The following is a 12,792-nucleotide window of genomic DNA, read 5'->3' on the forward strand; positions in this document are numbered from 1 at the left end:
GTCAGCCTGGGTAAGAGGCTCCGCCGCCTTGTATCTGCCCAGCGGCTTCGATGGTCCGCCTGGCCACCTCGAGGATCTCGTCCTGCGGGATCGGCGCCTCACCACCACGCACCGAGGCCAGGAAGCGGGCAACGGCCTGGTTCTGGCCCTTGTCCTGGCGCCAGCTCTTCGTCGAGCCGAAGCCCGGCCAACCATAGCCTTTCAGGGCACGGAAATTGTCGATCTGCAGCACGCGGCCGGCGGCGAAGGCCTCGATGCGTTCCTTGGGAAAGGCCGCCGACCCATTGGCCAGGTAGGCGATGGAGCCCAGCGAGCCGTCCTCGAACTCGAGGGTGATGGTGAAGGTGTCCCGCGTGGTGGCCTTGCCGGCGCGCACGCCCATGCCCGTGGCACGGATCTCGGTGATCGGGGATCCCGCCAGGAAGCGCAGCAAATCGATGAAGTGGCAGGCTTCGCCGATCAGGCGGCCACCACCCACGGCAGGATCCTGCGTCCAGTGCTCGGCGGGAATGCGCCCGGCATTGACCGTGACCATGAACGATTTGGGTTCGTGCACCGTGTCGAGCAACGCTTTGAGCTTCGTCACATGGGGTGAGAACCGGCGATTGAAGCCGACCATCAACACGCCACGGGCCCCATCGGCGCGCGATTCGAGAGCACTTTCGATGTCCTGCAATTCGGCCAGCGTCAGACACAGCGGTTTTTCGACGAACACCGACTTGCCTGCCTGCAGGGCGCGCGCCACCAGGGACGCATGGCTGTCATGGCGCGAAGCGATGACGACGGTGTTGATGGCGGGGTCCTCCAGTATGGCCTGCACGTCGGTGGACGCCACTTCGAAACCCGACTTGCCACCCTGAACCACGGCGCTCACCCCACCCGAGGAACAGATGGTATGCAGGCGGGCGTTGGCGGCCCGGAAGGCCGGGATCAGCACGCGGGCGCCGTAGTTGCCGGCGCCGATGAAGCCGATCACGGGTTCGCCAGGTTGGGGCGGAGCAACGGTCCGTTTGACTTCGATCCGGGTAGAAAGCCGCGAGGCGGGCTCCGAACGGTAGTCCAGCAGCATGCCCAGCACCGTGCGATCGTCCGTGAGGGCCGTGTAGGCGGCTGGCGCGTCCTCGAAGGCAAAGCGGTGCGAAATCAGCGGTTCGACGGAAAGTCGGTGGCTGGCCATCAGGTCCAGCACGGCCTGAAAATTCCGTTGCTCCGTCCATCGCACGAACGGCAGGGGATAGTCATGCCCCTGTTGTTCGTAGACCGGGTCGTAGCGTCCCGGACCATAGGAGCAACTGACCTGGAAACTCAGTTCCTTGTCGTAGAAATCCGCCCGGTTGAGTTCAAGCCCGGTCACGCCCACGAGCACGATGCGCCCACGCTTGCGGCTCATGCGCGCCGCCTGCGTCACCGGATCGCTCGACGAGGTGGACGCCGTGATCAGGACGGCGTCCATGCCCTGTCCGCGGCTGAACGCCTGGCCTGCCGCGATCGGATCTTCGCCCGCGCCCGCATGGCAGGTTTCGGCGCCCAACTGGCGCGCCAGGGCCAACTTGCTGTCGTCGAGGTCGATGGCCAATACCCGGCAACCCTGAGCCACCAGCAACTGGATGGTCATGAGGCCAATCAGGCCGGCACCGATCACGGCCACCGACTCGCCCAGCGTGGGTTGCGCCAGCCGGATGCCTTGCAGCCCGATGCTCGACAGCACCACGAAAGCGGCCTGGTCGTCATTCACCGCGTCGGGGACCCGGGCACACAGGTTCTTGGGCACCAGGACCATGTCGGCGTGAGGCCCGTTGGAGACCACACGGTCCCCCACCTGGAAACCCTCGACGCCTGGCCCGATCGCGTGCACGACGCCCACATGGCAGTAGCCCAGCGGGATGGGCTGACCGAGCTTGGATCGCACGGCCTCCACCGTGGTGAGCAGGCCATCGGTGCGCACCTTGTCGAGCACTTGCCTGACTTTTTCGGGTTGCTGGCGCGCCTTGTCGATGTAGGAGGCGCGGCCGAAGTCGACCAGCATGCGTTCGGTGCCCGCCGAGACGAGCGTGCGCGTGGTCCTCAGCAGCAACTGGCCCCGGCCCGGCTGGGGTGTGGGGGCTTCCACCACGGTCGTCTGTCCATTGGACAGGTCTTGCAGCACCTGCTTCATGCGGTTCCTCTTGCGGTCTTCACCAACGCATCCTTGTCCGCCCGTGAGGGGTAGTTGATCAGCACCGCCCTGTATTTGCCCTTGAAGACGAACAGGCTGCCCGCCGCCGCGCCGATCACGCCGAACTCCTGTATCAGACCCGACAGGTCATTCAAGGATCCCGCACCGCCCAGGCAGGTGATGGGCAGCGACACCGCTGCGCGCACGTGGCGCAGCAGGTCCAGGTCGTAGCCCTGCATGCGTCCGTCGCGGTCGATGGAATTGAGCACGATCTCGCCCGCACCGTTGGCCTGGGCCATGCGGGCCAGTTCGACCGGCGACGCGGCCACAGGCTGGGTGCCGTTGTGGGTCCAGGCCTTGTGCTGGCCGTTGGCCTGTTTCACGTCGATCACGACGACCACGCTCTGGCTGCCGACGCGGCGAGCCGCCTCCGTGATCAGTTCGGGCGTGCGAACGGCGGCCGCCCCGACCGACACCTTTTCGACACCGAGGCTCACCAACCGCTCGAACTGATCGATCGTGCGCACACCGCCGCCATATGCCAGCGGCATTCGGCATTCGGCGGCGAGGCTGCCGATCAGCCGGTAGTCGGGCTCCCGGCCTTCGCGGGTGGCGTCGATGTCCAGCACCACCAGCTCGTCGACTTCCTTCTCGTTGAAGATGCGCACGGCATTCAGGGGGTCGCCGACGTACTTGGGCTGTTCAAAGCCGATGGTTTTGACGAGTCCACCCTTGTGGACCAGCAGGCAGGGGATGATGCGTGGTCTGAGCATGGAATCAGAGAGCGGCAAAGTTCTTCAGAAGCTGGATGCCCCACGCATGGCTCTTTTCGGGGTGGAACTGCACGCCGTGGACATGGCCATGGCGCACCGCGCAGGCGAAGGGCGCGCCGTAGTCGGATTCGGCGAGTCGATCGGCCGAATCGTGCGGCACGAAATAGTAGGAGTGCAGGAAGTAGAACCGGGCGCTTTCGTCGAATCCGGCGAACAGCCCTCGCGCGTCCAGCGGTTTGACGTCGTTCCATCCCATGTGAGGCAGTTGCCTCGGCGCGTGCGCGGGGCCCGGGTCAAGGTGTTTCACCTCCCCATCGATCCATCCAAGACCCGCCGTGGAGCCCTCGTCGCTTCGGTGGGCCAGCATCTGCATGCCCACGCAGATGCCCAGCACAGGTTTCCTGCGGTGGATCACGGCGTCGTCCAGCGCTTCGCGCATGCCGGAGCTGTTGAGCCTGGCCATGGCCCAGTCGAAGGCGCCCACGCCCGGTAGCACGATGTGGTCCGCATCGGCGAAATCCTCAGCTTGCCGGGCCAGGCGGCATGGCAGATCCAGGCGCTTGTAGATGTTGGCGATGGCATGCACGTTGCCCAGGCCGTAGTCGACGATGGCGATCAACGCTTGCCCCCGCGCTCCAGTCCCAGCATCTTCATCACGCGTGCGCCGAAGTTGTAGATGCTTTCCTGCGAGCGGTAGTCCCGGAATGTCTTGTTCGGCGCATCGAAGTAGCCTTGCAACTCCTCGGTCGGGATGCCCAGCTTGGTGGCCACGTACTCGAACTCTTGCCGGATCGTCGCGTCGTCCAGCGCGGGCTGCTCCAGCTGTCGCAGCGCTTCCTCGCGCGTCATCTGCCCGGTCACGATCAGGCTGGAAAACTGGACTTTGCGCGTGTCGTAGCCGAACTTGCGCGGCAGCCAGTAGCCCTCGTAGAAGCGCGTGAAGCGGGATTCAAAATGCTTCTGGGGATAGGGCTGCCAGCCATACACGTCGGCCAGCAGCTGCATCGCCTTGGCCTTGTCGTACGGCACGGAGTTCAGGGGGCGGACAACCTTGATGCCTTTGATGTAGGGCAGCCAGATCTTGTGGCGCAGGATCGAGGTGGTGGGGTAGTTGACCAGGGGGCGCGTGCCGAACTGCCGGTGGATGTCCTTGAGCTGGATGGCATCGGACTGGTAATACATCCATTCGATCGGATTGCGGATGCACTCGGTCGAGTAGTTCGCACCGGTCAGGATGTACTTGACATCGTGCTCCTCGGCAAACTTGTACATCGTCGCGAAGAACGCATGGTCCTGCGGCGTGTCGATGTGGGGCACGCCCGACTTGAAGAACGCGAGCTGCAGGTCGCGCATTTCCTCCCAGTCGATCACCTCGGTGTAGAGATCCAGCCCCAGCTTGTCAACCAGCTTCTCGATGTTGTTGACGGCGATCTGGGAGTTCCAGCCAGCGTCCACGTGAAAGACGAGCGGCCGCAGGCCGTACTCCGTCGCGACGTGCGTCAGGTACGAGCTGTCGATGCCGCCGCTCAGGCCGATGATGCAGTCGAAATCCTTGCCCTTGCCTCGTGTCTTGATCTCGGTGATGAGTTCCTGCAGCGCCCTGTGGCCGCGTTCGTCCGTGTGCCAGTTGGGCAGGACATCGCGCTCGTAGGTGCGGCAATGGTCGCAGACGCCTTGGTCGTCGAACGTGATTTGGCTGTCGGACGTGTCCATGACGCATCGGACGCAGATTCGATGAGAGGGTGCGATCGGTGGATTCACTTCTTGAAGCATGGGATCAGGTGCTGAGGCTCAGGGACGCGAGCGGGGGCCGTTGTGAATGCATCCGCCAGGCGGCGCAGGTCGGCGAGTGCTTCACCTGTGTGGCATCTGCTGGCGGCTGAAGAGCGGGTGGATTGCATCGGGCATTGTCCTGCGCGGGCTTTGGCTCGAGCAGGACGTACTCGGAGCGGACGGGGAGTTCAGCCGGCAATGGCTGTGAATCTTTCGGTATATCGAGGGAGGATGGTTGAAATAAGACCTCATTCGCGCTGCCCGATGTCTCCGCAATTCGTCCCCGCAATTCATCGATTCGTCTCGAAGATGCAGCCGGGCATTGTAGCGGACGCCGCCAGGTCGGCAGGTCCGGGCGGTAGGGACGCCTGAAGTCCGCCTAGAATCTAGGGTGGCGCTGGCCGTGCAGCACCAGCTCCCGACAAGGGCGGGACTTCGATGCTCACGCCCTATCAACGCCCTCCCTGAGAACGTGCACGGTCGTCGCATCACACACCGATCGGCATGGATTTCGGACGTCTGTCGACCGTCACCGGGTTCGGCGCAGCGGATACCGAACACCAATCTTGAAATAAGGTAATTCGTAAAAGATGAAACAAGTTCTCGTGACCGGTGCGGATGGATTCATTGGGTCGCACCTGACGGAAATGCTGGTAAAGCAAGGCTTTGAGGTCCGGGCGCTGTCCCAATACAACTCTTTCAATTACTGGGGCTGGCTGGAGGATGTGGATTGCCGGCAATCGATCGAGATTGTCAGTGGAGACGTGCGCGATCCGCACTATTGCAAGCACATTACCAAAGGCGTGGACACGGTATTCCACCTTGCGGCGCTGATCGCGATCCCGTATTCCTACGTTGCGCCTGACAGCTACGTGGACACCAATATCAAGGGCACGCTCAACATCTGCCAGGCGGCACTGGAGAACGGCGTGAGCCGCGTCATCCACACCTCGACGAGCGAGGTGTACGGCACGGCCCAGTACGTTCCAATCGACGAGAAGCATCCAGTCCAGCCTCAATCGCCCTACAGCGCCTCGAAGATCGGCGCCGATGCCATGGCGATGAGCTTTTTCAATGCGTTCGATCTGCCCTTGACAATTGCCCGTCCTTTCAACACCTACGGGCCGCGGCAGTCGGCCCGTGCTGTTATCCCGACCATCATCAGCCAAATCGCAAGCGGCATGAAGCAGATCAAGCTCGGGGACGTGACGCCGACGCGCGATTTCAATTATGTGGAAGACACCTGCCGAGGTTTCCTGGCCCTGGCCGGGTCCGACGCGACCATTGGCGAAACGGTCAACATCGGTTCGAACCACGAGATTACCGTCGAGGACACGCTTCACCTCATCCGCGAGCTGATGAACAGCGAAGTGGAGTTTCTGACCGACAGTCAACGCATGCGCCCCGAGAAGTCCGAGGTGTTCCGCCTGTGGTGTGACAACACGAAGATCAAGGCTTTGACGGGCTACGAGCCTGCCTACAGCATCCGCGAGGGGTTGAAGGCCACCGTGGACTGGTTCGTGCAGCCGAAAAATCTGGCCAAGTACAAGGCCGACATCTACAACATCTGACCCGCATGTTTGACCCCTTGATCCGCTTCGTGCGGGAGCAGTACCGCACCAACGAGTTCATTCCGCTGCACGCGCCGGTTTTTGGAGGGCGTGAAAAGGAATACGTGATGGAGACGATCGACTCGACCTTCGTGTCGAGCGTGGGTGCGTTCGTGGACCGCTTCGAGCGCGACATGGCGGCTTACACGGGAAGCCCTCGAGCGATCGCTGCCGTCAATGGCACCGCCGCCCTTCACGCGGCCTTGCGACTTGCCGGGGTGTTGCCAGGCGAGCTGGTGATCACGCAGCCGCTGACCTTCGTGGCGACTTGCAACGCCATTGCCTATTGCATGGCTGAACCTGTTTTCATTGATGTGGATCGCCACACGATGGGGCTGTCGCCTGCTGCCATGGACGCCTGGCTGGGCGAGCACGCCCAGGTTGGTGCCGATGGCCTGTGCCGCACGCGCCAGGACGACAAGGTGATCCGTGCCTGTCTGCCGATGCACACCTTCGGGCACCCTGCTGATCTGGATGGCCTGGTCGAGGTGTGTTCGCGTTGGGGGCTGATCCTGGTGGAGGACGCGGCGGAATCGCTGGGCAGTTTCTACAAGGGCCGGCACACAGGAACCTTCGGCCAACTCGGTACCTTGAGTTTCAATGGCAACAAGATCCTGACCACCGGCGGCGGCGGCATGGTGTTGGCGGACGAAGTCCTGGGCGCACGCGCGAAACACATCACCACCACCGCGAAACGGCCGCACTCCTATGAGTATGTCCATGACGAGCTGGGTTTCAACTACCGCTTGCCCAACCTGAACGCGGCGCTTGGATGTGCGCAGCTGGAACAGCTGGAGGCGTTCATCGAACGCAAGCGCGAGCTGGCGCGCCGCTATGAAGAACAGCTCAAGGGATCGAGCTTCGCGTTCTTCACCGAGCCCGAGCATTGCCGCTCCAACTACTGGCTCAATGTGGTCCTCTGCGAGGACCGCGATCATCGCAATGCCTTGCTCAAGGCGACCAACGAGAATGGCGTGATGACGCGCCCGGTCTGGGCGCTCATGAACCACCTGCCCATGTACCAGCAATGCCGCAAGGGTGATCTGACCCATGCCGAATGGCTGGAGGCCAGGGTGGTCAATTTGCCCAGCAGTGTGTTGCCGGAGATGCCGGCATGAGTCGCAAGGTCGCCGTGTTCACCGGTACCCGCGCTGAATATGGCTTGCTGTACTGGTTGATGAAGGGCATTGCGGCCAGCGAACTGCTGACGCTGCAGACGATCGTGAGCGCCATGCATCTGTCGCCCGAGTTTGGCGCCACCTGGAAGCAGATCGAGGCGGATGGTTTCCCGATCGATGCCAAGGTCGAAATGCTGCTTTCGTCGGACTCCGCGGTGGGCGTGGTGAAGTCCATGGGTGTGGGCCTGATCGGATTCGCCGATGCCTTGGACCGGCTGCGCCCCGACGTGCTGGTGGTGCTGGGGGATCGCTTTGAGGCCCTCGCGGTGGCACAGGCGGCGCTGGTGATGCGCATACCCGTGGTGCATCTGCATGGGGGCGAGATCACGGAAGGGGCGTACGACGACGCCTTTCGCCATGCCATCACCAAGATGGCCAGCCTGCATTTCACATCGTGCGAGGCGCACCGCCAGCGGGTGATGCAGATGGGGGAGCCGCCGGAGACGGTGTTCGATGTGGGAGCCCTGGGCCTGGACCACCTCATGCACGAGACGCCCATGGATTTCGAGGCCCTCTCCGCCAGCCTGGGTTTTGCCTTGCGAAAGCCCTATTTCCTGGTGACCTACCACCCGGTGACGCTGGGCGACGAAGATCCTGTTCGGACCACGAACGCCATGCTGGAGGCCCTGGATGGGTTCCCAGAGCATCAGGTGTTGTTGACCTACCCCAATGCCGACAACGGAGGCCGGGCCATCATCCCCTTGCTGGAGGCGTACGCACGCAACCACCCGGGCCGCGTGCTGGCCACGCCCTCCCTTGGATTCCGGCGTTATCTGGGGGCCCTGCGAGGTGCCGCTGCGATGATCGGGAACTCCTCCAGCGGCATCATCGAAGCGCCCGCGTTCGGCGTGCCGACGGTGAACATCGGCATCCGTCAGCGCGGCCGTTTGTCCGCGAACTCGGTGTTGACGTGCTTGCCCGATGGCGGCGCGATCCGGCAAGCGGTCGCTCGGGTCATCGACCCGGCGTTCATCAGGCAGATTGACCTCTCCACCCATCCGTATGGGCAAGGTCAGGCTGCCCCCCAGATCGTGCGGGAGCTGGAGCGTCACGACTTCGGCATTGGAAAGCGGTTCGTGGACCTGAAGGAGCCCTCATGAACGCCAGTCCTGTGTACGTCATTGCTGAAGCGGGTGTGAACCACAACGGCCAGCGCGATCTGGCCTTTGCGTTGGTGGATGCCGCAGCGCAGGCCGGGGCCGACGCGGTCAAGTTCCAGACCTTCGATGCCACCAAACTGGCCGCGCAATCGGCACCCAAGGCCGCGTACCAGAAGAACGTCACGGATCAGCAGGAAAGTCAGCTGGACATGCTGCGCAAGCTCGAGTTGTCGCGCGAGTGGCATGCGGAACTTCAGGCCCATGCCCGCGCCAGCGGCATCGAGTTCCTGTCCACCGCCTTCGATCCCGACAGCCTTGATTTTCTCGTTGAGCTCGGCATGCCTCTGTTCAAGGTGCCTTCAGGGGAACTGACCAACGCGCCCTTGCTCTGGCGTTTTGCGCGCACCGGCAAGCCGCTCGTGATTTCCACGGGCATGGCCACGCTGTCCGAGGTCGAGCAGGGGCTTGCGGTGGTGGCGCACGCTTTCAATGCCGCCGACGAGCCGCGCGACATGGACGAGGTCTGGCGCGGCTGGAGCCAGCCGGCCTGGCGGCAGAGCCTGCAGTCCCGCGTGACCTTGCTGCATTGCACTTCGCAGTACCCCACCCCGATGTTGGAGGTCAATCTCCGCGCCATGGATACCCTGGCTGAGGCCTTTCATCTGCCCGTCGGGTACTCGGATCACACGGAGGGCATTCTGATTCCCGTGGCAGCCGTGGCCCGGGGCGCACGTTTGATCGAAAAGCACTTCACGCTGGATCGGACCCTGCCCGGTCCGGATCACCAAGCGTCGCTGGAGCCGGCGCAATTGAGTCAGATGGTGCGGGAGATTCGAGCGCTCTCGCTGGCGTTGGGCGATGGCACCAAGGCGCCTCAGGCCAGTGAATGGGACACGCGCCGCGCCGCGCGCCAGCAGGTGGTGGCCGCGCGGGCGATCCCGGCGGGCGCGGTGTTCGCGCGCGATGACCTTGGCACGGCTCGATGCGGTGGAGGGCGGCTCGCTTCCGGGCTCTGGGAGCTGGTCGGTCAGGCGGCCACCCGAGGGTATGCCGCGGGTGAGGCGATCGAACCATGAGCGCATCGGGTCACGCGGCGGCGTTGCCATTGGTCTTGCTGGGTGCAGGGGGGCATGCCAAGGTCCTGCTCGGGCTGGCCCGTGCCGCGGGGCACGTCGTGGTCGGCGTCTGCGATCCCGCACTGCAGAGGGAGCGGGTCGGCATGTGGTGCGGGATACCCGTCCTGGGCGGAGATGAGGCGCTGGAAGCCATGAATCCGCAGAGCCATGCCCTGGTCAATGCCATCGGCCCTCTGCCCGGCCGGGATGCCCGGCGCCGGCTGTATGAACGGCATCGTGAGATGGGTTTCGTTTTTCCCGCGCTGGTTCACCCCTTTTCCTGGGTGGACGCCAGCGTGGACTTGGCCGATGGGGTGCAGGTGATGGCTGGGGCCGTCATTCAGCCTGACTGCACCATCGGCGCCAACACCACCATCAACACCCGTGCCAGCGTGGATCACGATTGCAGGGTCGAGGCCCATGTGCACATTGCCCCGGGTGCCACGCTCTGCGGAGGCGTGAGCGTCGCCCACGGGGCATACATCGGCGCGGGCGCCACTATCATCCAGGGCCTGCGCGTGGGGGCCGAGGCCATCGTTGGCGCCGGTACCACGTGCGTGCGCAGCGTCGAAGCCGGCGCCGTCGTTCTGGGCGCGGGCGCTCGCGCAAGGCCACGCTCCTGAACCCACTTGTTTTCAACATGACCATCCATCACGAAACGGAAGGCTGGCGCAAGGCGCTGCTGGCAGAGGATGCCACGATGCGCCAGGCCATCAAGTGCCTGGACGATTCCGGCCTTCAAATTGCGCTGGTGGTATCCGATGAAGGGCGCTTGCTCGGTACCGTCACCGATGGCGACATCCGCCGCGCCCTGTTGAAAGAACTGAGTCTGGACGACCGTGTCGTCGACATTGCCTACGTCAATCCGTTGGTATCGCCGCCGGAGATGGGGCGGGACATGGTGCTGCAGCTCATGCAGGCGAACCGGATTCACCAGCTTCCGGTGGTGGATGCGGAGCGCCGCGTCGTGGGCTTGCATCTGTGGGACGAAATCCTGGCGCCGTCCGCACGCGAGAACACGATGGTGATCATGGCCGGTGGCAAGGGAACGCGGCTGCGGCCGCACACCGAGAACTGCCCCAAACCCATGTTGGAGGTGGGGGGCAAGCCCATGCTGGCCCACATCATCGAACGGGCCAAGAGCGATGGATTCGTCAATTTCATCCTGGCCATCCACTACCTCGGCGAAATGGTCGAGGCGTATTTCGGTGACGGCCGTCGATGGGGTGTGAGCATCGAGTACCTCAGGGAGGAGACGCCCTTGGGGACCGCAGGGGCCTTGAGTTTGATGTCCCGCAGGCCGCAGCACCCCTTCATTGTCACCAATGGTGACGTGCTGACCGATGTGCACTACGGTGAGATTCTCGAGTTTCACGCCCGCCACCACGCTACCGCGACGATGGCGGTGCGCCAGCACGAACTGCAGAACCCGTTCGGCGTGGTCAAGACCGATGGCGTGGAGATCGTCGGCTTCGAAGAAAAGCCGATCTACCGCAACCACATCAATGCCGGCATCTACGTGCTCGACCCCGAAGCACTGGATGTGCTCGAGCAGGCCGAGCACTGCGACATGCCCACGCTGTTCACGCGAGTGCAGGATCGCCAAGGCCGTACCATCGTCTACCCGATGCACGAACCCTGGCTGGATGTCGGTCGCATCGATGACCTCGCGCTGGCCAGGAAACAGCAGTCCTGACGCGCTGCCTCACGCACCATCAAGCCCATCCACGGCAACCCACTTCTGACTCTCAGATCGAACCCCCGAAGGCAATCACATGAAAATCGGCCCCAGCAGTTCCGTTGACCTCTCTCGCTTCGACAAGCCTCAGGAAGAACTCGAGGTCTTGTACGCGTTGCCGCGCTACGTGCATTTTTGCAAGAAGTGCAACATCTCCAACCAGCAACCCATGTCGAGCAACGAGTACGCGCACAACAAGGACTCGAAGAAGACGACACTGGCATTTGACGAACATGGGGTGTGCCACGCTTGCAATTTCAACGCCCTCAAGGAGACCGGCGAGATCGATTGGGCCGAGCGTGAGCAAGAACTGATCGAACTGTGCAACCAGTACCGCAAGAGCGACGGCAGCTACGACTGCATCGTGGGGGGCAGTGGCGGCAAGGACAGCGCGATGCAGTCCCACCTGCTGAAGTACAAGTACGGCATGAATCCGCTGACGGTGACCTGGGCGCCGCACCTGTACACCGACATCGGCTGGAAGAACTTCCAGAACTGGTTGCACGTGGGTGGTTTCGACAATTTTCTCTACACGCCCAATGGCAAGACGCACCGTCTGCTGACACGCAACGCCACCATCAACTTGCTGCATCCGTTCCAGCCCTTCATCCTCGGGCAGAAGACCTTCGTGGCGAAGATGGCGGCCAGGCTGAACATCCCCCTCATCTTTTACGGTGAAATGCCCGGCGAGTACGGCGAGCAGGTGTCGCACAAGACCTCGTCCTACGCGGCCAGTGACAGCAAGGTGGAGAGCGAAGGCTATTCGCTGGACTACCTGGGCAGCACGGACATCCGCGACGTGTTCCTCGGCGGCAAGCAGATCGGCGCGTACCTGGATGAAGGCACCCCCCTGGTGGACCTGATGAGCTACCTGCCCATGGATCCCGACGTGTTGCGCCGCAAGAGCATCGACTTCAAGTACCTGGGCTATTACAAGAAATGGGTGCCTCAGGAGGCGTATTACTATGCCGTCGAAAACACCGGCTTCGAGGCCAATCCGGTGCGCACCGAAGGCACGTACTCCAAGTACAACAGCCTGGATGACAAGGTCGACGGCTTCTTCTATTACACCCGTTGGATCAAGTTCGGTGTCGGGCGCGCGATGATGGATTCGGCTCAGGAGATCCGCAACCATCACATCACCAAGGAAGAAGGTATCGCGCTGATGAACCGTTACGAGGGCGAGTACCCGTTGCGGTACGAGAAGGAGTTCCTGGAGTACATCGGCATGACGCGCGAGGAATTCCTGGCGACCTGCGATCGTTTCCGCTCGCCTCACCTGTGGCAGGTGGTGGATGGAGAATGGGCGCTTCGTTTCAAACCGGAATGAGATTGGATGCGGCGTGACGG

The 12,792-nt window shown here is 63.0% G+C and carries 11 protein-coding genes; 7 read left to right on the plus strand and 4 right to left on the minus strand.

Annotated features, from left to right (window positions below; genetic code table 11):
- Position 1: 1 nt before the first annotated feature.
- The 4 genes from AC1Q9M_RS16705 to AC1Q9M_RS16720 are packed head-to-tail and all read right to left on the minus strand — an operon-like array spanning position 2 to position 4,701.
- Complete coding sequence (locus AC1Q9M_RS16705) at positions 2-2,155, minus strand: bi-domain-containing oxidoreductase (protein ID WP_492434661.1); 2,154 nt, start codon at positions 2,153-2,155, stop codon at positions 2-4.
- Positions 2,152-2,928, minus strand: a complete 777-nt coding sequence (locus AC1Q9M_RS16710) for an AglZ/HisF2 family acetamidino modification protein (protein WP_492434662.1) — start codon at positions 2,926-2,928, stop codon at positions 2,152-2,154. The genes AC1Q9M_RS16705 and AC1Q9M_RS16710 overlap by 4 nt, the downstream gene beginning before the upstream one ends.
- A 4-nt stretch (positions 2,929-2,932) precedes the next feature.
- Positions 2,933-3,547 (minus strand): imidazole glycerol phosphate synthase subunit HisH, encoded by a 615-nt coding sequence (gene hisH / locus AC1Q9M_RS16715; protein WP_492434663.1) that lies wholly within the window; start codon positions 3,545-3,547, stop codon positions 2,933-2,935.
- Complete coding sequence (locus tag AC1Q9M_RS16720) at positions 3,544-4,701, minus strand: N-acetyl sugar amidotransferase (RefSeq protein WP_492434664.1); 1,158 nt, start codon at positions 4,699-4,701, stop codon at positions 3,544-3,546. The genes hisH and AC1Q9M_RS16720 overlap by 4 nt, the downstream gene beginning before the upstream one ends.
- A gap of 590 nt (positions 4,702-5,291) precedes the next feature.
- Between AC1Q9M_RS16720 and AC1Q9M_RS16725 the strand changes: the two genes are divergently transcribed.
- The 7 genes from AC1Q9M_RS16725 (at position 5,292) to AC1Q9M_RS16755 (ending at position 12,772) form a co-directional block, all read left to right on the plus strand.
- Positions 5,292-6,272, plus strand: coding sequence for an NAD-dependent 4,6-dehydratase LegB (locus tag AC1Q9M_RS16725; RefSeq protein WP_492434666.1), 981 nt, complete (start codon positions 5,292-5,294; stop codon positions 6,270-6,272).
- A gap of 5 nt (positions 6,273-6,277) precedes the next feature.
- Positions 6,278-7,429, plus strand: coding sequence for a LegC family aminotransferase (locus AC1Q9M_RS16730; RefSeq protein WP_492434668.1), 1,152 nt, complete (start codon positions 6,278-6,280; stop codon positions 7,427-7,429).
- Positions 7,426-8,589 (plus strand): UDP-N-acetylglucosamine 2-epimerase, encoded by a 1,164-nt coding sequence (gene neuC, locus AC1Q9M_RS16735; protein ID WP_492434670.1) that lies wholly within the window; start codon positions 7,426-7,428, stop codon positions 8,587-8,589. The genes AC1Q9M_RS16730 and neuC overlap by 4 nt, the downstream gene beginning before the upstream one ends.
- A complete protein-coding gene (neuB, locus tag AC1Q9M_RS16740; RefSeq protein WP_492434672.1) occupies positions 8,586-9,665 on the plus strand; it encodes an N-acetylneuraminate synthase in 1,080 nt (359 codons plus the stop codon). The genes neuC and neuB overlap by 4 nt, the downstream gene beginning before the upstream one ends.
- On the plus strand, positions 9,662-10,327 hold the full coding sequence (locus tag AC1Q9M_RS16745) for an acetyltransferase (protein ID WP_492434674.1): 666 nt from the start codon (positions 9,662-9,664) through the stop codon (positions 10,325-10,327). Before neuB ends, AC1Q9M_RS16745 begins: the two co-directional genes overlap by 4 nt.
- A 17-nt stretch (positions 10,328-10,344) precedes the next feature.
- On the plus strand, positions 10,345-11,400 hold the full coding sequence (locus tag AC1Q9M_RS16750; protein WP_492434677.1) for a nucleotidyltransferase family protein: 1,056 nt from the start codon (positions 10,345-10,347) through the stop codon (positions 11,398-11,400).
- A gap of 79 nt (positions 11,401-11,479) precedes the next feature.
- A complete protein-coding gene (locus AC1Q9M_RS16755) occupies positions 11,480-12,772 on the plus strand; it encodes an N-acetyl sugar amidotransferase (protein ID WP_492434679.1) in 1,293 nt (430 codons plus the stop codon).
- Positions 12,773-12,792 lie beyond the last annotated feature (20 nt).

The organism is Hydrogenophaga sp. GW823-FHT04C09 (assembly GCF_058796355.1).

Excerpts from the sequence above, each read along its gene's own strand:
- AC1Q9M_RS16730 (WP_492434668.1), top strand. The coding sequence starts at position 6,278 with ATGTTTGACCCCTTGATCCGCTTCGTGCGGGAGCAGTACCGCACCAAC.
- AC1Q9M_RS16720 (WP_492434664.1), bottom strand. The coding sequence starts at position 4,701 with ATGCTTCAAGAAGTGAATCCACCGATCGCACCCTCTCATCGAATCTGC.
- AC1Q9M_RS16745 (WP_492434674.1), top strand. The coding sequence starts at position 9,662 with ATGAGCGCATCGGGTCACGCGGCGGCGTTGCCATTGGTCTTGCTGGGT.
- AC1Q9M_RS16725 (WP_492434666.1), top strand. The coding sequence starts at position 5,292 with ATGAAACAAGTTCTCGTGACCGGTGCGGATGGATTCATTGGGTCGCAC.
- AC1Q9M_RS16755 (WP_492434679.1), top strand. The coding sequence starts at position 11,480 with ATGAAAATCGGCCCCAGCAGTTCCGTTGACCTCTCTCGCTTCGACAAG.
- AC1Q9M_RS16710 (WP_492434662.1), bottom strand. The coding sequence starts at position 2,928 with ATGCTCAGACCACGCATCATCCCCTGCCTGCTGGTCCACAAGGGTGGA.
- AC1Q9M_RS16705 (WP_492434661.1), bottom strand. The coding sequence starts at position 2,155 with ATGAAGCAGGTGCTGCAAGACCTGTCCAATGGACAGACGACCGTGGTG.
- AC1Q9M_RS16750 (WP_492434677.1), top strand. The coding sequence starts at position 10,345 with ATGACCATCCATCACGAAACGGAAGGCTGGCGCAAGGCGCTGCTGGCA.
- neuB (WP_492434672.1), top strand. The coding sequence starts at position 8,586 with ATGAACGCCAGTCCTGTGTACGTCATTGCTGAAGCGGGTGTGAACCAC.
- neuC (WP_492434670.1), top strand. The coding sequence starts at position 7,426 with ATGAGTCGCAAGGTCGCCGTGTTCACCGGTACCCGCGCTGAATATGGC.